Origin of the sequence: Natronorubrum marinum, from assembly GCF_052040125.1 — an archaeon.
Lineage (GTDB): Archaea > Halobacteriota > Halobacteria > Halobacteriales > Natrialbaceae > Natronorubrum.
This window is the reverse complement of the sequence record NZ_JBPPFV010000002.1, coordinates 212,003-230,940: the sequence shown is the minus strand read 5'-3', so window position 1 is coordinate 230,940 and position 18,938 is coordinate 212,003. Positions and strand designations below refer to the sequence as shown.

Below are 18,938 nucleotides of genomic sequence, written 5' to 3'. Positions count from 1 at the left end.
GAGTCAGTGACGGTGGTGTCAGTTGCCGTTCGTCCCGGACTCGTCGTCCGTCGCTGACCCGTCGGTCGACTCGAGCGAGTGACAGCACTCGAGGAGTTCGTCGAACAGCGCCGGGGGCGAAGACCACCTGATCGCCCCGCTCCGGTGGTCGTACTCGACCAGCTTTCGATCCGTCAGTTTCGGCAGGTGGTTGTGGTAGAGATCGATGAGGACGGACTCGCGTCGTTCGGCGGAGACCCGTTCCGCAGCCACCCCCGCTTCGTTGGCGGCGATCGTCGCCGCCAGCAACTCGAGGCTGGCGACCTCGTGATCGCTGAGGTAGTACAGCACGTCGCGCCGGCGCTGGTGACTGAGGAGGACGAGCAACTCGTCGAGCGGCGACGCTCGTTCGGACCGGGTTGGGGGGTCGAAGCGGCGGTGAGGCGTCGAGGATCGCCCGCCCGTATCCTCCGGGCTGAAATCGACCATATAATCGTAGCCAGTCGCGGGACGGCAATAAACGTACTAGGAGAATACCGGATTAGCGTATTCGAAAGGAAGAGAGACGAGGCGACACGACGTACAGTCCGTTCTACTCGTTTCTGAATTAACACGTTATATGTTAGTCGTGAAATTATACGAGAACTATTCGTACGCGCCACGCCTACGCGGGTCCAGATGACGAAGGATACCTCTCGGGACGGGAGGGACCAGTTTCCCCATCACCGGGGTATCGACGGGGGGATGCAGATGCGGTCCGGCGTGGCGGTGGTGAAACGGATCGCGGACGAAACCGGCGTCTCGCCGATGGAACTCCCGCAGTTGAACGAGACCGTCGATCCGGACGCGCTCGACGCCCTCCACGACAGCGTCCGGGGATCGAATCGCGGTGCGGGGGCGGTTGTCACGTTTTCCTACGCGAACCGGCGCGTTCGGATAACCGCCGACGGCCGAGTGACCACATCCAGCCCGGACGAGCCGCCGGCGACCGACGACTGGCCCCACGTCTCCGACGTCGACGTCGCCCGCGAGAACGATGCAGCGGTCCGAATCGTCTCGGCGGTCGCCGCGCACACCGACCACGACCGGACGTACGTCCGGTCGGCGATTGCGGACACCATCGATCTCGACGCCGTCGTGCGACTCAACGAACGCCGACGGAACGGCACACCGCGATCGGGCGCGACGGTCGCGTTCTCGACGCTCGGATACGATGTCGTCGTGCGCCCGGACGGAACGATCGCGGCCGGCTCGACGCTCAGGCGACTAAAACGGGTCGGCGGCAACGTGCTGGTCGTCGGTGCCGTTCCGGACGATCTCGTCGACGTCGCGAGCACCAGACTCCTGGGCAACTGCGGGCGCGACCGATGCCGCCTCTTCGCCCTGCTCGATCGCGATATCGACGCCGTTTGTACGCGATTATCTCCCGGAGACGCGTCGACCGCACACGTCGTCGACTACGCGGCAACCGCGCGGTCTGCTGCGAGCGCTCAGCCCGGTGTCGATACCGAGACGATGCCCAGCATCGTCTCCGAACCCGACGATATCGACGCTCTCGAGGAGGCCATCGATTCGACGCTCCGAACGATCACGGCAGCCGAAACGGAGTCGAGTCCAGCGACAACCCGTCTCTGTGTCGACTCGTTGCGCCCGATCATCGAAGACCGAGACATCGAAGTGGCAGAGCGATTTCTCGAGTCCGTCTGCGGATCGGTCAAAGCGGTCTCGGCGCTGGGACACTACGTCCTTCCGATCGAGCGATCGTCGGACGCTGTCCGGCGACTCGAAGCACTGTTCGACGCGACGGTCGAACTCCGCGTCGGGGAGTTTGGGGCCGAACAGCGCTGGCACCTCCACGAGAGCGACTACACGACCGACTGGTTCGCGTTGCGGGACTCGCGGTAGAAGAGTGGCGACCTGTCCAGCCCGTCGACGGTCGCCGTTCGACGGGAGCGAACGATCCGAAGCCGACGAGACGACGATCCTCGACGAATGACACTGACACCCACGTTTCAATCGGCCGATGACAGACCAGGACTCACGGTGGTCGACCCGATTGAGAACCGACAGTGCCCGATCCAGACGTCGGAGCGGGTCACGCCGACCGCAGTGGAAACGGACGACTTCTCCTTCCCGGTCGACGCTGCGGCCGCGGTGACGACCGAGCGGTTGGTCCTCCCCTTCGTCGTCCCGACGTACGTTCGCGATCCCGAGGGGGAGTTGCTGCTCGAGGCCGAACACTACGCCTACGAGACGCTGCCCGACGGGACGTACCTCGTCGAGTTGATGGCGCCGGTCAAACTCTACGTTCGCGTCGACGGCGAGTTGACCGTCGCGTCATCCGACGACCGCCTGGCGTTTTACTTCGGCGAGGCGACGACCGTCCGACTGGGCGCGCGGTCGCGCCACGAACGGCCCGCGACCACGGTCGAAACGCCCGCCGATCCGAACGACCTGGCGCGTGCCGTATCGACCTTTGGCTCCGCGCTGAAAACGACGAGCCCCGAGCGCTCGCTGCCGTCGTTCCGGGGTCACCCGCCGCGGCTCGCGCTGGCCGACGACGTTCGAATCCCTGACGGACTCGAGACTCCCGACACCGGCGTCAGGATCGTCGTCCCGTCGGAGCGAGCGGCCGTCTACGCGGTCAGTTCGCTCGCCTATTACCTCGGCGCGACGGTCGAAACGGGGACCGAGCCGCGCATCGAGACCGACCGCGGCTTCGAGTACTCGCTGGACCGCCCCGAGTACGCGTTCGACCGGCTGGTCGATCGCGTTCTCAAGCACGTCTTTTTCATCGACTGCGTGACCCGAACGGAGGGGTTCTATCCGGTCGAGTTGTACGAGCGCCAGCGCGTCGCGGACCGCCTCGAGCTAGCGTTCGACGACCTCTACGAGCAGTCGCTGGCGGACCGACTCGCTACCGCGCTCTCGATTCCGTTCGACGCCGTCGCGGACCTCGTTCCGCGGTGGCGACTGGTCACGTACGCGACGTCGGCTCCCGAGAACGCGGCCGCGCTCCCGTATCTGGCGTACGAACTCGCGAGCGTTCGGTCCCTGCCCGCGAACCCGGAGCCAGCCACGGCACCGTCGGTGCCGAGCGAGATCGAGGCCTTCACCAGATCGACTCCCCGCTCCGGAGAGAGTGAGTCGACGGCCGACCGAGGTATCGATTCGTACGTTTCGATCCCCGAGGTCGACGCCTTCGAGCGGGCGTGGCTCGGCGAGGGGATCCCGATCGGTGCGAACAAACTCCTCCAGGCCGGCTTCGAGAACGGACTCGAGGCCACGCCTTCGGGCGACGGCGTCGAGGTCACCATCGTCTGTAACGACGAGCGAATGGCGGCCGAACTCGAGGCGACCGACGACGGCCTCTACGGCGACCGGGAGGAACTCCCCTTCGACGTCACCGTCCACCGGGACGTCAGCGGCGACGAACTGCGGCGGCTCTTCGCCGAAGACGTCGACTTCCTCCACTACGTCGGCCACGTCGAGGACGACGCGTTCGTCTGTCGCGATGGCACGCTCGACCCGAGTACCCTCACGAAGGTCGGCGTCGACGCCTTCCTCATCAACGGCTGTCGGTCGTACGAGATCGGAGCGCGAGTGATCGAGAGCGGCAGCGTCGGGGGGATCGTCACGCTCAGCGAGGTCGGCAACCAGGACGCAATCGCCGTGGGACAGTTCGTCGCCCGACTGCTGAACAACGGGTTCACGCTTCGGTCTGCGGTCGCGATGGCGCGATCGTACCGATTCGTCGGCAATCAGTACATCGTCGTCGGAGACGGTGGTCTGGCCGTCGGCCAGTCCGGAAGTATCGTTCCGAACAGTTGCCGTATCGAGTCGATCGACGACGAGCGCTATCGGCTCTTCGTACAGCTCTACCACGTCGACAGCGGCGTCGGCGCGCAGTACATCCCCTATCTCGACGGCATCGATCGACACTATCTCGCGGGCAAGGAACTGCCCCCGATCGACCTCCCCGGAGACGCACTCGCTCGGTTTTTAGGACTCGAGGAGATCGCGGTTGAATTCGACGGTGAGCACTGCTGGTCGACTGACGACCGGTTTAGCTACCTGTAACAAAAGAACGTTGTCTCGGCTCTCAGTACGTTCCGCCACCGTTTCCGGCAACGGCGGTGCCGGCCTGTGAGAGTAGTACACACGCTGCGAACAGGACGCCCATCAGTCGCGGATGCTCGGCGAAGAACGCTTGGATCTGGGATTTGCTTTCGGACATTGCAACCGTTCCTTGATCGAGGGAGATAATATAATTAACTCAAGGTATATGCCACCGAAGTAATTAGACCTTACACGTACCGGTGAAACAACTTAGTGTTTATTCCATGAACAAAAGTGGGTTACTTCAGCAGGGTCGTCGGGTTGTGCGATCTAACCGAACGACATTACGCTCGGCTACCGAGTAACCACCGCTTACGGGTCGTGACAGGGTCCGCCGGCAGCGGGAGTACAGACGCAAACCGATTCGATTTCGCACCCCGAATGTCGATCGAATCGGGAGCGCCAGTGCTCGAGCGGCGAAAAATACGAAAATCGAACCGAACGGCCGACGTTACTCTTCGGCGCCTTCGAGTTCTTCGACGATTTCGTCGGCGTCGACGTCGGCGTCCTCGAGGGCCTCCTCGATGTCGCCGCCGCCCATGCCGCCCATACCGCCCATCATGCCGCCCATACCGCCCATGCCCATCCCGTCGATGGTCTCCTGGACGATGACGCGGTCGACACCGATCTGGTCGATGATCTGCTGGCCGATCTGCTGTTTGCCCATCATCCACTGCTGGTTCATGGTCATCTGGGGCGTGGCCTCGAGGTAGACCGTCTCCTTCTCGACGGTCTCGGTCTCGAACTCGGGCTCGGCGTCCTCGTCGTCCTCGTCGGGTTCGACGGGAACCTCCTCTTCGACCTCGTCCGTCTCGATCCAGAGTTCGGGCTCCATCCCGAGGTACATCTCGAACAGGCCGGCGGCCTGCTGTTCGCGGTCGTCGACTTCCTCGAGAATCTCGTACTCGTACTCGACGTCCTCGCCGGCCAGCGGGTGGTTGAAGTCGACGCGGGCGCGGCCGCCGATGATCGTGCTGATGTATCCCTGTTGGCCGTCGACCTGCACGTTCGCACCGGGGTAGCGGTCGTCCTCGTCGATCTTCTCGGCGCTGACGGTCTGGACATCGTCCGGATCGTGCTCGCCGAAGGCCTCTTCGGCGGGAATCGTCACGCTGCCGGAGTCGCCGGGTTCGCTGCCGACGAGCGCGTCTTCGACGCCCTCGAAGATGTGGCCCTCGCCCAGCACGATCGTTCGCGGCTTGAACTCCTGACCTTGGTCGTCGACACCCTCCTCCTCGGCGACGTCGGGGTCGGTCGTGTCGACCAGCTGGTCACCGTCCGCGGTGTAGGCGGTGTAGTCGATCTCGACGAAGTCGCCGTGTTGAAGCCCCTCGGCTTCCTCGGCGCTCTCGTCTCCTTCTGCGTCGGCGTCATCGGCCTGCTCCTCGAGCTCGGCCTCCTGTTCCTCGGTCATACGTTGTACGTCCCGCCGTCTACATTTAAGGTACACGTTTTCACGCGAGACGGAGAGCGACCGATACTTACGGCCGCTTTTCGTCTCTCCGTCCATGTACGAAGTCGAAGTGAAGGTCCCCGCGAATCTCGAGGCCGTCCGGACGCGACTCGAGGCCCTCGACGCGGACCGCGAACGGGCCATCGTCCAGGTGGATACGTACTACGATGCGCCCCACCGCTCGTTCGTCGAGACCGACGAGGCGCTGCGGATTCGCCGGGAGTCGAATCCCGAAGCTGGCAGCGACGAGACCAGAATCACGTACAAGGGGCCCCTGCTGGACGAGCAATCCAAGAGCCGCGAGGAGCACGAGACAACGGTCGGCGACGGCGAGACGATGGACGCCGTCCTGACGAACCTCGGCTTCGAGCCCGCCGCGACGGTCCGCAAGGAACGCGAGCGCTTCGCCCTCGACGGCTACACGATCACCCTCGACTCGGTCGACAGCGTCGGCGAGTACGTCGAGGTCGAGACCGACGTGGAGACGGAAGCCGACCTCGAGTCGGCCCGTAACGGGGCCTACGACGTCCTCGAGCGACTCGGACTGGATCCCGACGAGCAGCTTCGGACGTCGTATCTGGGGCTGTTGCTCGAGTCCTGACATCGCCGAGTCACGGTAGACGCACGTATTCGGCGCTCGGACGGGCGACCCGTATTACTTCCAGACATTTTCGTTTCGATTTTGTTTCCGCAAGTTATAGAACGCCTGTCCCCCAATTCCCGGTAATGAGTGAGCGGAACATTCGGGTCGAGCCGATCGACCGTCAGGCAGTAGAGGATCAGGAAGTCGAGATCGTCGAGCGGAAGGGAATCGGCCACCCGGACTCGATCTGTGACGGAATCGCCGAGGCCGTCGCCGGCGCGCTGGCCCGCGAGTACATCGACCGCGTGGGCGAAGTGTTACACTTCAACACCGACGAGACACAGCTCGTCGCCGGAGAGGCCGCACCCGCCTTCGGCGGCGGCGAAGTCGTCGATCCCATCTATCTGCTGATCGTCGGCCGCGCGACCAAACACTACGAGGGTCAGACCATCCCCGCAGAACCCATCGCGCTGCGCGCCGCACGCGAGTACTTAGCGGAGACGATCCCCCAACTCACGTTCGGCGAGGACATCGTCGTCGATGTCAAACTCGGCGAGGGCAGCGGCGACTTACAGGAGGTCTTCGGCGAGGACGAAGTGAGCGTCCCGATGGCCAACGACACGAGTTTCGGCGTCGGTCACGCACCCCTGACCGAGACCGAACAGATCGTCCTCGAGGCCGAACACCGACTCAACGGCGAGTACGCCGACGAGAACCCGGAACTCGGGACGGACGTCAAAATCATGGGCAAACGCGAGGGCGACGAGATCGACGTCACCGTCGCCGCGGCGATGGTCGACGAGCACATCGCCGATCTGGACGCCTACATCGACGCCGTCGAGTCCGTCCGCGAGTTCGTCGAGGGGGTCGCGAACGAACACACCGGCCGCGCGGTCGACGTCCACGTCAACACCGCCGACGACTACGACGAGGGCTCGATCTATCTTACGGTGAGCGGCACCTCCGCCGAGCAGGGCGACGACGGCTCCGTCGGCCGCGGCAACCGCGCGAACGGACTCATCACGCCCAACCGCTCGATGTCGATGGAAGCGACCAGCGGCAAGAACCCGGTCAATCATATCGGAAAGATCTACAACCTGCTCTCGACGGAGATCGCCGAGGAGGTCGTCGGCGAGGTCGACGGCATCCGCGACCTGCGCGTTCGACTGCTCTCCCAGATCGGCCGGCCGATCGACCAGCCACACGTCGCCGACGTCCACGCCGTCACCGAAGACGGCGTCGCGCTTGGGGATGTAAAGGACGAGGTTAACGCGATCGTCGACGCGGAACTCGCCGACGTCACCGGAATCACGCGCCGCGTGATCGACGGCGAACTGACGACGTTCTGAGGGGCGGCACAGAGAGTCGCGTTTTCGACCGTTACTCGAACAACCAGTCGTAGCCCTCGAGAACCGCCCGTTTTCCGCCTGAGTCGACGATCTCACCGTGACCGGGCACGACGCGGTCGAAGTCCCACGCGAGGACGTCCCGTATCGACCGTCTAAACGTCGCCTCGTTTGTGATCGTGAGCCGGAGCTCGATCGGCGGGCTGATCCGCTCGTAGATGCGCAGGGCGCGGGCCACGAGACGGGTCTTCAGGGGGCTGCGCTCGCCGATGTGGAAGCCGACATCGCCGAGGATGAGCGTCCGACTCGGCCGGTGAAAGAAGGCGATTTCGGTGAGCCACCGGTGGCCGACGATCGCCGCCTGATCGACGTCAGTACCCCACCGCGGATCGGGCGTATCGCCCAGTAGGTGATCGAATTGCAAATCGGTCCGACGTGCGGCGAGGCCGGGGGCAGCCAGTAGTTCGACGTACGGATACGCGGCCCTGTACTGCTCCATGTACAGGTGCCCGTGGAGTTTGCTCGTCGCTGCGACGAACCGGACTTCGCCGAGGTCGTCCAAAGCCGATTTCAGTTCCGGGGTCAGTTCGGCCGGCGACTGGACGAACAGACCGCCGCTCGAGAGCCGCATTACGGACATAATGCGACCGATCTCGACGCCGAAGAATCGGAGCGATTCCTCGTAGGTCCAGAACCGGTCTCCGCGCTGTGTGAGCATTATATCTGTTCTGTCACCAAGCCGTCTTATATAACGGGTAGCCGACGCCGAGCCGCTGGGACTGTGCGGCTGGATCCCCAGCACTGCACTCGGTTCCAGTCTCTCTCGAGGGCACAGAGAGTACAACAGGCAGGACGATTCCGCCCCGTGGGATCACCGGTTTCGATAGGACCTTTAGCCACAGCCCCGTTCGCACAACCGAGCGAGTTACGAATCGAAACAGTACTCGAGAGCGACCGCCAGTGAACCTCCCCTCTGTCGGTTCGAACCGGATCGTGTTCGCCGTCGTCGCGAGTACCTTCTTCGTCGGCTTCGGCGGCGGGGTCATCTTCCCGATCCTGCCGAACCTGGGCGAGGTGCTCGGCATCTCGGCGGTCATGGTCGGGCTCATCCTGAGTGCGAACCGGTTTACGCGGCTCGTCGCGAACGCGCCCGCCGGCGTGCTCGTCGACCGGATCGGCACCCGAAAACCGTTCGTCGCGGGGCTGGCCATCGAAGGCGTCGCGACGTTCATCTACGTCGTCGCGATCCTCTCGCCGATGCCCGAGTTCTGGTTCATGATCGCCCGCATCCTCTGGGGGATCGGGAGCGCACTCGTCTTCGCGACCGCGTACACGATCACCGCCGACGTGAGCGAGGCGGACTCGAGGGGAACCAGCATGGGCATCGTCCGGGCGGGCATCACCTTCGGCTTCCCCGCCGGACTCGTCCTCGGCGGCGTCGTCAGCGACGTCTGGGGGAACGTCGAGGCGTTCGTCCTCGCGGCGTCGTTCGCCGGCCTCGCGAGCGTCATCGCCTACCTGATCGTCCCCGAGACCCACGTCGAGGAGGAACAGACGTCGGTCAAGCCCTGGGACGTCGACGTGAGCGTCCCGGCGCTGACGATCGGGCTCGTCAACTTCGGGCTCTACTTCGCGTACATCGGCGTGCTCTTCTCGACGCTCGTGTTGCTGCTCGACGCCCGCGCGATTTCCATTTTCGGGCTCGACGCGCAAGGCTCGTCGGGGATGCTGATGGGACTGACGGTGCTGGCCGGCGCGGTGTTTACGCTCGGCGGCGGCTACCTGAGCGACTCTGTCGGCGCGCGCGTTCCCGTCATGATCGGCTTTCTGATCACCTCCTGTGTCGGCTTCTCGATCCTCGCGTTCGGCTCGAGTTTCGAGGTGCTGGTCCTCGCGTGTCTCCTGATCGGCGCCGGACAGGGTGGCGTCGGCGGGCCACTGACGGCGTTGCTCGCCGATCTGACGCCGGAGAAGCGCGTCGGCCGCGCGATGGGAACGAACAACGTCCTCGGCGACGTCGGGGGCGGGCTCGGACCCCTCGTCTCGCTTCCGCTGGTCGACGTCGTCGGCTTCGAGATCATCTACGGCGTCAGCGCGGTCGTCCCGATGCTCGCCGGCGTCGTCCTGCTCGTCGGGATCTACTTCCACACCGGCCGCCTGAGCCCAACGATTAGCGGATCGGTTGGCTAACCAACACGACGGGGCAGATCATGGTGGGAAGGGTTAACGTTTCGAAGCGCCTCTAGGCGCGTACGTTCTCGTCGCCCCGCGGCGCACTCGAGTGACTATCCTCCCTCGAGAGCCCGGAGCAACCCGGACGAGCACTGAAGAACCACTATGGAAGTAGACGCCATCCCCCAGCAAAACGAACGCATCGTCCGCGACTACGTGACCGCACTCTGGCAGGACCACGAGTTCGACAGGGTCTCGGAGTTCGTCGACGACGCGTTTACGTACACGGATCCAACCCTCTCGAAACCGGTTCGCGGGTCCCGCGAGTTCCGCGAGCACCTCCGGGAGACCGAGACGGCATTCCCGGACTTTCACGTCCTCCCCGAATCGGTTGTCGCCGACGACGATGTCGTACTGGTAGAGTGGACGCTCACGGGGACCCACGACGGGCCGCTCGAGGGCATTCCGCCGACCGGCCGCCAGCTGATCCTCCGGGGGATGTCCACCGTCCGACTCGAGGACGGGAAGTTGACTACCGGTCGAACGTACTGGGATACGGCGGACGGAAACGCCCAGTTGGGCCTTACGTTCCCCGCGGTCGTCGGACAGCTCCCGAAACTGGCCTACCGAAAGCTCACCGACCACCGGTAGCTCACGAACCGTCCGTCCGAGACGCGGGCTGATCTCGACTTCGCGATTCGGCCCTCGGTCGCCTCCGTAACTCGGCTCGCGTCCGCCCCTCGTAATCCCCTTATAGCTCCGCCCGTCTATTCCGCCTATGCACCCGCCGGGAGCCGACACCGTCCTCCTCCGTCACGGTGACGTCAACACCAAGAGCAACACCGTCAAGCGGTACATGGAGGAGATCCTCGTCGAGAACCTCGAGGCGCTGTTGGCCGACCGTTCGATCTCCGGCGACGTCGAACAGCGGTGGAATCGACCGTTGATTCACACCACCGAAGACGCCGTCGAGTCGGCGACTGCCGCCGCGACGGACGCGTTTGGGATCGTCTCCGCGAGTCCCGCACTAGTCGTCAGTACCGAAAAGGAGCGCATCCTCGAGGCCCTCGTCGAGACGGCGCGCGAACGGTACACCGGCGGAACCTTCGCGGTCGACGCCCGACGGGCCGACAAGACCCTCCCCTACGACAGCGAGGATCTGGCCCGCGAGGGCGGGACGGCCATCTGGAAGGCCGTCGAGGACGAGTTCCAACCCGAAGTCGACCTCGACGATCCGGACATCACCTTCGGCGTCGAGGTACGCGAGGAGTTGGCGTTCGTCTACCTCGAGCACGTCCCGGGACCCGGCGGGCTGCCACTCGGCGCTCAGGAGCCGGTCATCGCGCTGGTCAGCGGCGGCATCGACTCGCCCGTCGCGGCCTACGAGATGATGAAACGCGGCTGTCCGATCGTGCCGGCGTACGTCGATCTCGGCGCCTACGGCGGTATCGACCACGAGGCGCGTGCGATGGAGACCGTCCGAAAACTCTCGGGGTACGCGCCCAACTTCGACACGCAGGTGTACAAGATTCCAGGCGGCGAAACGGTGGATCTGCTGGTCAGCGAGATGGAGCAGGGCCGGATGCTCTCTTTGCGCCGCTTTTTCTACCGGGCCGCCGAGACGCTGGCGGAACTCGTCGACGCGAACGGCATCGTCACCGGTGAGGCCGTCGGCCAGAAGTCCAGCCAGACCGTCCGGAACCTCGGCGTGACGAGTCGCGCCGCTCGACTGCCGGTCCACCGACCGCTGCTCACGCTGGACAAGCAGGATATCGTCGCGAAGGCCCGCGCGATCGACACCTACACTGACTCGACGATCAACGCCGGCTGCAACCGGGTGGCTCCCGACCGCGTCGAGACGAACGCGCGCCTGGAGCCGCTCTTGGAAGCGGAGCCCGACGACCTACTCGAGCGGGCCGAAGCAGCCGCGCGAAACGCGGAATTGGTGGAGCCGTGAACGAGGCGCCGGCGTAGCCGCCGTTCCCACCCGACCGCCGGGGAGCGAAACCCACATTACGCCGACGCACCGAGGGGAGACCAGTGACGCGCGTCTGTCTCATCGGGACGGCCGACTGCAACCTCCAGTACGAACTCCTCTCCCGGGAGACATCCCGCGAGGCGCTCTCGACGTACGATCTCGAGCGCCCCTTCGAGAACTCCATTGCACTCCGAACGGTCAGCGTTGGCGCCGCCATCTCGTTGTTGAACGACCTGAACTGGTATCTCACCCGCTTCGTCGACGAAGCGCTCGTCCAGGAACCCAGCGTCAGCGACGACGAGTGGCTCTCGCGCCCGCTCGCCACGGACCTTCGCAACGGAGCCGTCGAGCCGGCCGATACGGCCGAGTTCTGTAAGATCTACGGGCTCGAGCGAGTCGGCCCGGAGCTGGACGGCACGGAACAGCCGAGCGCGGCGAGCGACGGTGGAACCCCGGCCGGAGCGCCGACGACATCGGTCGAGTCGGGTGAGACGAGTGACCCGGATGCCGACGGCGAGACCGACTCGAGTGCGGACAACGGAACCGACTCGAGCGGTACTCCGGGGGTCGTCGGCTCGCAGTGGCGACTCGTCGAACCGCTGTACGTGCGCCGAACAGACGGCGACCTCCCGGAGTACGATCTCCGCGACGTCGAGGAGACGCTGGTCGTTCGACTCACCGAAGCCGAACACGCGCCCTGACTCGAGACGATTTCGAGCGGGAGCCAGAGAGAGTCAGGGGTGGCCCGGTCAGGCGTTGTCGGTGGACTCCCGATCGACATCCGACTCGCTCGCACTGTCGGTAGCCAGTCCTATTTCGTGGTCGGTGCCGTCGGAATCGGTAATCGTCACCGACGCGCTGGTCGCGGGCTCGCCGTCGAACGTCGCGCGGACGAGTTGACCGACGGCGATCATCTGCTGTCCGCACGCCTCGTCGTCGTCGGATTCGTCGATCACCGCTGCGTCGAGTGAGAGCTGCGCCTCGCCGTCGTCCGACTCGTCGATCTCCTCAAGCGTTACCTCCTCGAGTGCCATCGCATAACAGAGGGTCGGCGCGTCGCTCTCGAGGGCGAGCAGCACCGACTCCTCGAATAACGTCTCCTCGACGAACTCGGGAATTACGTCGTCGACGAACTCGTGCTCGTCGAGCCATCTGTCGGCGCGATCCGCGCTGGTGACGAGTGTCGCTTCGGGTTCCATCGGCACGTCCGTATGTTCGAAGGACACGTTGTCCGTGGTCTCGAGACTCCCGGTAGCGGTGGATTCGGTCTCATCATCACTGGATTCCGGATCGTTCTCGTCGGAATCATCGTCGTTCGACGGGTTGTCATCGCTCGTCGAACTGCCGAATTCGTCGAGACAGCCGGCCGTGAGGGTGAGTAGGCCGGCGCTAGCACACAGCAGCGTTCGTCTGGAGGACTCCGTCATTACCGGTGACATAGACGGAGACGGGTAAAGTACATTGGCTAAGGTGAAAGAATCGTTTTGGCGTCGCGGCTCGCGGTTTCGTCGTTCGATCGGTCGGAGGTGGTCGCCCCGCTCGAGGCGCTCTCAGTCGAACAGTCCCGTCGAGAGGTATCGCTCGCCGCTGTCCCAGAAGACGGTCACCACGAGCGGGCAGTCGTCGAACCGTTCGCCGCCGTCCGGCTCCGGCGTCGCGGCCGGTTCGTCGAACGCGCCCGGCACCTCGGGGCAGTCGAGGGTGGGCTCGGCGATTTCTCGGGCGATTTTCTGGGAGACCAGACTCGTCGCGCCGCTGGACTGGCCGACGAGGACGCCCTCCTCGCGGGCAAGTCGGCGACACTCGGCTTCGGCGTCCTCGAGTTCGACGGTCTCGACGCGGTCGATCAGATCGAGATCCAGGTTGTCGCTGACGAATCCGGGACCCATCCCCTGGAAGTCGTCGTCGCCGGCCTCGCCCGTCGAGAGGACGGCGTTCGTGGCCGGCTCGACCGCGATAACGTCCATCTCGGGGAACTCCTCGCGGAGCCGGCGGCCGGTGCCCGAAATCGTGCCGCCGGTGCCGACGCCGGCGACGAAGGCGTCGATCTCTCGGTCACCGACCTGTTCGACGATCTCCGCACCGGTGGTCCGGTAGTGCGCCTCGGGGTTCGCCGGGTTCTCGAACTGCCCCAACTGGATCGCGCCCTCCGCCTCGAGTTCGTCGGCGCGTGCGCGGGCCGTTTCCATGTTGCCGTCGACTAACTCGAGGTCGGCGCCGTAAGCGGCCATGATCCGGCGACGCTCCGCGGATTTGTCCGACGGCATCACGATCGTCAGATCGTAATTTCGGGCCGCACAGACCAGTGCGAGACCGATTCCGGTGTTTCCGCTGGTCGGTTCGACGAGCCGGTCGCCGGGTTCGATCGTGCCGTCGCGTTCGGCCGCCCGGATCATCTGGAGGGCCGGCCGATCCTTGGCCGAGCCGCCGGGGTTGAAGGATTCGACCTTCGCGGCGACGGTCGCGCCCTCCGGCGAGTCGACCTGGACGAGCGGCGAGCCGATCGTGTCCAGGATGCTCCCTTTCATTGGCAACCCCTAGGAAGTCGAGCCATAAACCGATGCTGGACACTGGCAGGACGTGCCGGTGTATCGGACGCCCCCGTCGATACGGTCTCGAGACGCGATCGACGAAATGAAGTCGAGTTACGAAAGGATCGTCGGCGTCCGTTCGCCGCCTTCGATTCGGTTTTCGGCGTACGCGTCGGCCGCGTCGAGCACCGTCGTGTCTCGGTCGTCGGCGAGTTCGATCATCTCGAGCAGTCGATCTCCGAGCGCGGCCGCCTCCTCGTAGGCTTCCTCGCGGGTACCGCCGAGATACTCCTTGGCGACCGTGATCAGTCCGGCACCGTTGATCACGTAGTCCGGGGCGTAGAGGATGTCCTGCTCCCGAAGCACGGCCGCGTGTCGCCGTTCGGCGAGGATGTTGTTCGCCCCGCCCGCGACGATGTCGCAGTCGAGTTGGGGGATCGTCTCATCGTTGACGACGCCGCCGACGGCACAGGGTGCGAAGACGTCGCAGGACTGGCTGTAGACCGCTTCCGGATCGACGGTTTCGACGTCGTACTCCTCGGCGAACGCGTCGATGGCGTCGTCGTCGACGTCGGAGACCGTCACCGAGGCCCCGTCGGCGAGCAGTTCCTCGGCGAGCGAGCGGCCGACTTTGCCGAGCCCCTGAATTACGACGTCGCGGCCGTCCATCGACCGCGTTCCGTAGACGGACTCCGCGCAGGCTCGGACGCCGTGAAAGACGCCGTGGGCCGTGATCGGCGACGGATCGCCTAACCCGCCGCTCGTCCCGACGACGTGGTCAGTCTCTCGAGCGATCACGTCCATATCCTCGACGCCGGAGTTGACGTCGACGGAGGTAATGTACCGACCGCCCAAGCAGTCGACGGCCCGACCGTACGCCTCGAACAGGGCCTCGCGTTCGATCTCGTCGGGATTACCGAGGATCACCGCTTTTCCGCCACCCAGCGGGAGGTCGGCCGCGGCCGCCTTGTACGTCATCGCGTGGGAGAGTCGCAGCACGTCCTCGAGGGCGGCATCCTCGGAGGCGTAATCGAGCAGTCGCGTCCCGCCGAGGCTCGGTCCGAGCGTCGTGTCGTGGATCGCGACGATCGCCTGTAGCCCGGTTTCGGGGTCAGTGAAGTACGATACCTGCTCGTGATCCGAGTGAGCGCTCGAGTCGAATACCATAGATATAATACTTGTGGTTAGTGTGAAAATTGCTTCGGACTGTCGATCGGGGTCTCGACCCGTCTCTTGTGTACGATATATCGTACGAGTACCATCGTCCCTGAGCGAAACGCCTGCCACAAACACCGTCGTTAAGCCCCCGGACTCACTACCCCCTGCTATGAGTCTCGAGACCATGCGGCCGAACCCCACGTGGGACGAAGCATCCTACCAGGAGGCTGTCGACACGCTCGCAGCGCACAACGACGAACTGGTATACAAGGTGTGGGGCGGCGACTGGTGTAAGGACTGCCGGAAACTGCTGCCGGATCTGGGGGCCGCACTCGAGGCTGCGGCCGTTCCCGAGGACCGTATCGAGGAGTACGCCCTCGACGAGGACAAGCAGGGTCCCGGCGTCTCCGCGTACGATATCGAGTACATCCCGACCGTCGTCGTAGAGACCGACGACGGCAAGGAAGTGACGCGGTTCGTCGAGTCCGAGGACCTCCCGCCGGCGATCTGGTTGGCGAAGCAACTCGAGGAAGAGCTGTAGGCTCGACTCGAGATCGCCGTTTCGGTACCGTCGTTCCACCTCCTCTCGAGTGACAGCAGTAGCAACGGGCGTTCGGCGAGTGCCGTTAGAACGGACTCTCCGGGTCGTCGAGCGACGTACTATCGGATTCGACAGCGTTAGCGTTGTCGTCCAACCACTCGAGCGCGTCCTCGATATCGTGCGTCGGCGGCGAACACGTCCGATCCCGGCAGACGTACATCGTCGGCTCGCCGTCGCGGGCCTCGCGGCCGGCCCAGATCGCAGGGGGTTCTTCGAGTCCTAACTGCTCGAGCCAGGCCTCCAGCCCCTCAGCGGTCGGCGGCCGGAGCGCGAACAGTCGGTCGGGGCGGTACTCCGCCCCAAAGCGGTCGCGCCACGCCGCGGGGAGTTCGTCCGCGGCCACGGTGATCTCGAGGGCTCCGGCCTCGAGTCGATCCGCGGCGAGACAGAGCGAAGCGTGCTGGAGCGAGTTCGCCTCGATCCGGTTGGCGTGGGTCTCGAGGACGGTCGACGCGATTTGCTCGAAGTCCTCCTCGGCAAACCCGTCGAGCGCGAGCAGCGTCTCGAGCGCGACGCCCGTTGCGGAGGGCGTCGACTGGTCGTCGAGTTCCTGCGGTCGGGTGACGAGCGACTCGCCGCTCTCGGGCGTGAAGTAGAGCGTTCCGCGTTCCGCGTCCCAGAACTCCGTCTCGATAGTACGGGCGAGGTCGAGCGCGAATGCGAGGTGGTCTACGTTCCCAGTCGCCTCGTAACACCGGAGGGCACCGCGCGCGAGGAAGGCGTAGTCCTCGAGGTAGCCCTGAACGGCGACGTCCCCGTCTTTGTACCGGCGCGAAAGCCGCTGATCGTCTTCGTTCCAGAGCCGATCCCGAACGAACTCGAGCGCGTCGACGCCCGTCTCGGCGTAGTCGTCCTCGCCCAGAACGAGCGCCGCTTCGGCGCAGGTGTTGATCATGAGCCCGTTCCAGCTCGCGAGGACCTTCTCGTCGCGGTTCGGTCGCGGGCGCCGTTCTCGGGCTTCGAACAGTTCCTCGCGGGCGGACTCGAGTCGCTGCTCGATATCGTCTTCCGCGAGATCGAACTCGTCGGCGAGGTCCGGAATCGAACGGACGCGGTTGGGCTGGTTCGTCCCCTCGAAGTTGCCCGACTCGGTGATGTCGTAGCGGGCACAGAAGAGGTCCGCGTCCGTCGCGTCTGCGAGCACCTCGCTGACTTCCTCGGGCGTCCAGACGTAGAAGACCCCCTCTTCTTTCTCGCCGTCTTCCGTCTTGCTCTGGGCGTCGAGCGTACTGAAGAAGCCGCCATCCTCGTGGGTCAGCTCTCGGTCGACGAACTCGAGGGTCTCCGCCGTCACCTCGGCGTACCGTTCGTCGCCCGTCAGCTGATAGCCCGCGAGGAACGCCCGCGGAATCTCCGCGTTGTCGTACAGCATCTTCTCGAAGTGGGGCACCGTCCAGTCGGCGTCGACGCAGTAGCGGTGGAAGCCGCCGCCGACGTGGTCGTAGAGCCCACCTGCAGCCATCGCATCCAGGGATTCCTCGAGCACCTCGCGGAACTGCTCGCGACCCGTCCGGTCGTACGCGCGGGCGAGAACGTGGAGCCTCGAGGGCTGGGGAAACTTCGGCCCGCCGGAGCCGAAGCCGCCGTGCTGGCGGTCGGCGCTCCGGAGCGCGGCGTCGGCCGCGCTGGTCAGCACCTCGCTCGAGGGCGGCTCCGCCTGAGCCACGGAGTCGGGCGTCTCCTCGAGTCGGTCTTTCGCCGCGTCGGTCCACTGCTGGGCGCGGTTCTCGACTTCCTCGCGGTCCTGCTCCCAGGAGTTCGTGAGCTGCTCGAGGACGTCGAGGAAGCCGGGTTGGCCTCGCTTTGCCTCTTTCGGGAAGTAGGTCCCGACGTAGAACGGTTTGCCCTGGGGCGTGAGCCACGCGGAGAGCGGCCAGCCGCCGCGACCGGTGACGAGTTGGGCGACGGTCATGTAGATGCTGTCGACGTCCGGACGCTCCTCGCGGTCGACCTTGATCGGGACGAAGTTCTCGTTGAGCATCTCCGCGACTTCGTCGTCCGCGAAGCTCTCGTCCTCCATGACGTGACACCAGTGACACGCCGAGTAGCCGATCGAGAGAAAGATCGGCACGTCGCGCTCCCTGGCTGCCTCGAGGGCCTGGTCGTCCCACGGCTGCCAGTTGACGGGGTTGTCCGCGTGCTGGCGCAGGTACGGACTTTCCTCCTCGTCGAGCCGATTGCGCTGAGTCGGGTCGGTCATAGGGTCTTCTACGAACGGCGGTTGTAAAAACGCGGGGTACGCAAACGCTGTCGTGGAGTACGGCGTTCATTTTCGGCTCGGTCGATCACCCGAGAACCGGTCGGTCGTCAATCTGCAGAGACGGTGTGGCGAAGACGGTCCAGTTAAAAATGGCAGCTCACGCCTTTCGCGAGTCGACCACGCCCGCATCGAGGTCTTTCTCGATCCGGCGACCGGACATGGAGACGAGGACCATCGAGAACCCGGTCATGAGCAGGCTCACGCCGACGAGCAGCCCGACGACCCAGGCCGAGTCGGCGGGGAATCCAGCCCAGAGAAATACGGCGAGGACGAGCGAGAGGACCCCGCTGGCTGCGATGTAGCCTCTCCCCTCCTGACCGCTCATCCGGATGCTGGCGGCGAGTTCCACCAGTCCGTCGACGAGCAGGTAGGCGATTACGAGGACGGTGAGCGAGGCGAGCCCGACGACGGGGTTCGCGAGGAGCACGATACCCGCGAGGATGGCGACGACGGCGAGCACGAGTTGCCAGACCGTGCCGCTCCAACCGCGGTTCGAGAACGCGGCTACCCCGTGGACGATCCCACTCACGATGAGGAGGGCACTCAGCGCGTACGTGACGGAGAGCCCCGTTGCGAGGGGAAACGCGATTGCAAGCACGCCGATCAGTGCGATGATACCGCCGATGATCCCGATCATTTGCCAGTCGACGTCGAGCGGGAACTCGGCGTACGACTCCTCAGTAGTTTCTGTTGACATTATTCCTCAGGTAGTATGAACGCTTCCAGAGGATATATACTACACTCACTATTTAGCAATA

At 64.9% G+C, this 18,938-nt stretch carries 18 protein-coding genes; 9 read left to right on the top strand and 9 right to left on the bottom strand.

The window, feature by feature from the left end:
- Positions 1 to 18: 18 nt before the first annotated feature.
- On the bottom strand, positions 19 to 468 hold the full coding sequence (locus ACSFC5_RS10780; RefSeq protein WP_440765253.1) for a DUF7344 domain-containing protein: 450 nt from the start codon (positions 466 to 468) through the stop codon (positions 19 to 21).
- Between the two features lie 189 nt (positions 469 to 657).
- Between ACSFC5_RS10780 and ACSFC5_RS10775 the strand changes: the two genes are divergently transcribed.
- Positions 658 to 1,884: a DUF7504 family protein gene (locus ACSFC5_RS10775; protein ID WP_440765252.1), complete on the top strand. Its 1,227-nt coding sequence runs from the start codon at positions 658 to 660 to the stop codon at positions 1,882 to 1,884.
- A gap of 138 nt (positions 1,885 to 2,022) precedes the next feature.
- The gene (locus tag ACSFC5_RS10770) at positions 2,023 to 4,059 is read left to right on the top strand and encodes a hypothetical protein (protein WP_440765251.1); all 2,037 of its coding nucleotides are present in this window, start codon (positions 2,023 to 2,025) and stop codon (positions 4,057 to 4,059) included.
- A 22-nt stretch (positions 4,060 to 4,081) separates the two neighbouring features.
- On the opposite strand, the gene ACSFC5_RS10765 is transcribed toward ACSFC5_RS10770, so the two are convergent.
- Both ACSFC5_RS10765 and ACSFC5_RS10760 read right to left on the bottom strand, forming a co-directional pair.
- Positions 4,082 to 4,216: a DUF7503 family protein gene (locus ACSFC5_RS10765; protein WP_440765250.1), complete on the bottom strand. Its 135-nt coding sequence runs from the start codon at positions 4,214 to 4,216 to the stop codon at positions 4,082 to 4,084.
- Positions 4,217 to 4,549: 333 nt separating this feature from the next.
- A complete protein-coding gene (locus ACSFC5_RS10760) occupies positions 4,550 to 5,512 on the bottom strand; it encodes an FKBP-type peptidyl-prolyl cis-trans isomerase (protein ID WP_440765249.1) in 963 nt (320 codons plus the stop codon).
- A 94-nt stretch (positions 5,513 to 5,606) separates the two neighbouring features.
- On the opposite strand from ACSFC5_RS10760, the gene cyaB reads away from it, so the two are divergent.
- Both cyaB and ACSFC5_RS10750 read left to right on the top strand, forming a co-directional pair.
- Positions 5,607 to 6,152 carry a class IV adenylate cyclase gene (cyaB, locus tag ACSFC5_RS10755; RefSeq protein WP_440765248.1) on the top strand — a complete coding sequence of 182 codons (546 nt, stop codon included), beginning with the start codon at positions 5,607 to 5,609 and terminating at the stop codon, positions 6,150 to 6,152.
- A gap of 125 nt (positions 6,153 to 6,277) precedes the next feature.
- Positions 6,278 to 7,483, top strand: coding sequence for a methionine adenosyltransferase (locus ACSFC5_RS10750; RefSeq protein ID WP_440765247.1), 1,206 nt, complete (start codon positions 6,278 to 6,280; stop codon positions 7,481 to 7,483).
- A 31-nt stretch (positions 7,484 to 7,514) separates the two neighbouring features.
- Here the strand turns inward: ACSFC5_RS10750 and ACSFC5_RS10745 are convergent, their stop codons facing one another.
- Positions 7,515 to 8,198: a DUF4336 domain-containing protein gene (locus ACSFC5_RS10745; RefSeq protein WP_440765246.1), complete on the bottom strand. Its 684-nt coding sequence runs from the start codon at positions 8,196 to 8,198 to the stop codon at positions 7,515 to 7,517.
- Positions 8,199 to 8,440: 242 nt separating this feature from the next.
- Here ACSFC5_RS10745 and ACSFC5_RS10740 point away from each other — a divergent pair, with 242 nt between their 5' ends.
- The 4 genes from ACSFC5_RS10740 to ACSFC5_RS10725 all read left to right on the top strand — a co-directional run bounded on the left by ACSFC5_RS10740 (position 8,441) and on the right by ACSFC5_RS10725 (position 12,331).
- Positions 8,441 to 9,670, top strand: a complete 1,230-nt coding sequence (locus ACSFC5_RS10740; RefSeq protein WP_440765245.1) for an MFS transporter — start codon at positions 8,441 to 8,443, stop codon at positions 9,668 to 9,670.
- 147 nt (positions 9,671 to 9,817) lie between these two features.
- Positions 9,818 to 10,303 carry an ester cyclase gene (locus ACSFC5_RS10735; protein ID WP_440765244.1) on the top strand — a complete coding sequence of 162 codons (486 nt, stop codon included), beginning with the start codon at positions 9,818 to 9,820 and terminating at the stop codon, positions 10,301 to 10,303.
- Between the two features lie 127 nt (positions 10,304 to 10,430).
- On the top strand, positions 10,431 to 11,609 hold the full coding sequence (locus tag ACSFC5_RS10730; RefSeq protein WP_440765243.1) for a tRNA sulfurtransferase: 1,179 nt from the start codon (positions 10,431 to 10,433) through the stop codon (positions 11,607 to 11,609).
- 83 nt (positions 11,610 to 11,692) lie between these two features.
- Complete coding sequence (locus ACSFC5_RS10725; RefSeq protein WP_440765242.1) at positions 11,693 to 12,331, top strand: DUF5804 family protein; 639 nt, start codon at positions 11,693 to 11,695, stop codon at positions 12,329 to 12,331.
- A gap of 48 nt (positions 12,332 to 12,379) precedes the next feature.
- Here ACSFC5_RS10725 and ACSFC5_RS10720 read toward each other — a convergent pair whose 3' ends face one another.
- The 3 genes from ACSFC5_RS10720 to ACSFC5_RS10710 form a co-directional block, all read right to left on the bottom strand.
- Positions 12,380 to 13,057, bottom strand: a complete 678-nt coding sequence (locus ACSFC5_RS10720) for a hypothetical protein (protein WP_440765241.1) — start codon at positions 13,055 to 13,057, stop codon at positions 12,380 to 12,382.
- Positions 13,058 to 13,180: 123 nt separating this feature from the next.
- Positions 13,181 to 14,158 carry a PLP-dependent cysteine synthase family protein gene (locus ACSFC5_RS10715; protein ID WP_440765240.1) on the bottom strand — a complete coding sequence of 326 codons (978 nt, stop codon included), beginning with the start codon at positions 14,156 to 14,158 and terminating at the stop codon, positions 13,181 to 13,183.
- A gap of 117 nt (positions 14,159 to 14,275) precedes the next feature.
- Positions 14,276 to 15,328, bottom strand: coding sequence for a Leu/Phe/Val dehydrogenase (locus ACSFC5_RS10710; protein WP_440765239.1), 1,053 nt, complete (start codon positions 15,326 to 15,328; stop codon positions 14,276 to 14,278).
- Positions 15,329 to 15,488: 160 nt separating this feature from the next.
- Between ACSFC5_RS10710 and ACSFC5_RS10705 the strand changes: the two genes are divergently transcribed.
- Positions 15,489 to 15,860, top strand: a complete 372-nt coding sequence (locus ACSFC5_RS10705) for a TlpA family protein disulfide reductase (protein WP_440765238.1) — start codon at positions 15,489 to 15,491, stop codon at positions 15,858 to 15,860.
- A gap of 85 nt (positions 15,861 to 15,945) precedes the next feature.
- Here ACSFC5_RS10705 and ACSFC5_RS10700 read toward each other — a convergent pair whose 3' ends face one another.
- Entirely contained in the window at positions 15,946 to 18,120 is a 2,175-nt protein-coding gene (locus ACSFC5_RS10700; RefSeq protein WP_440765237.1) for a thioredoxin domain-containing protein, read from the bottom strand.
- Positions 18,121 to 18,277: 157 nt separating this feature from the next.
- Positions 18,278 to 18,877: an HdeD family acid-resistance protein gene (locus ACSFC5_RS10695; protein ID WP_440765236.1), complete on the bottom strand. Its 600-nt coding sequence runs from the start codon at positions 18,875 to 18,877 to the stop codon at positions 18,278 to 18,280.
- Positions 18,878 to 18,938: the final 61 nt, after the last annotated feature.

Coding starts and splice junctions, on each gene's coding strand:
- ACSFC5_RS10780 (WP_440765253.1), bottom strand. CDS start 468: ATGGTCGATTTCAGCCCGGAGGATACGGGCGGGCGATCCTCGACGCCT.
- ACSFC5_RS10775 (WP_440765252.1), top strand. CDS start 658: ATGACGAAGGATACCTCTCGGGACGGGAGGGACCAGTTTCCCCATCAC.
- ACSFC5_RS10765 (WP_440765250.1), bottom strand. CDS start 4,216: ATGTCCGAAAGCAAATCCCAGATCCAAGCGTTCTTCGCCGAGCATCCG.
- ACSFC5_RS10760 (WP_440765249.1), bottom strand. CDS start 5,512: ATGACCGAGGAACAGGAGGCCGAGCTCGAGGAGCAGGCCGATGACGCC.
- cyaB (WP_440765248.1), top strand. CDS start 5,607: ATGTACGAAGTCGAAGTGAAGGTCCCCGCGAATCTCGAGGCCGTCCGG.
- ACSFC5_RS10750 (WP_440765247.1), top strand. CDS start 6,278: ATGAGTGAGCGGAACATTCGGGTCGAGCCGATCGACCGTCAGGCAGTA.
- ACSFC5_RS10745 (WP_440765246.1), bottom strand. CDS start 8,198: ATGCTCACACAGCGCGGAGACCGGTTCTGGACCTACGAGGAATCGCTC.
- ACSFC5_RS10735 (WP_440765244.1), top strand. CDS start 9,818: ATGGAAGTAGACGCCATCCCCCAGCAAAACGAACGCATCGTCCGCGAC.
- ACSFC5_RS10730 (WP_440765243.1), top strand. CDS start 10,431: ATGCACCCGCCGGGAGCCGACACCGTCCTCCTCCGTCACGGTGACGTC.
- ACSFC5_RS10720 (WP_440765241.1), bottom strand. CDS start 13,057: ATGACGGAGTCCTCCAGACGAACGCTGCTGTGTGCTAGCGCCGGCCTA.
- ACSFC5_RS10715 (WP_440765240.1), bottom strand. CDS start 14,158: ATGAAAGGGAGCATCCTGGACACGATCGGCTCGCCGCTCGTCCAGGTC.
- ACSFC5_RS10710 (WP_440765239.1), bottom strand. CDS start 15,328: ATGGTATTCGACTCGAGCGCTCACTCGGATCACGAGCAGGTATCGTAC.
- ACSFC5_RS10705 (WP_440765238.1), top strand. CDS start 15,489: ATGAGTCTCGAGACCATGCGGCCGAACCCCACGTGGGACGAAGCATCC.
- ACSFC5_RS10700 (WP_440765237.1), bottom strand. CDS start 18,120: ATGACCGACCCGACTCAGCGCAATCGGCTCGACGAGGAGGAAAGTCCG.
- ACSFC5_RS10695 (WP_440765236.1), bottom strand. CDS start 18,877: ATGTCAACAGAAACTACTGAGGAGTCGTACGCCGAGTTCCCGCTCGAC.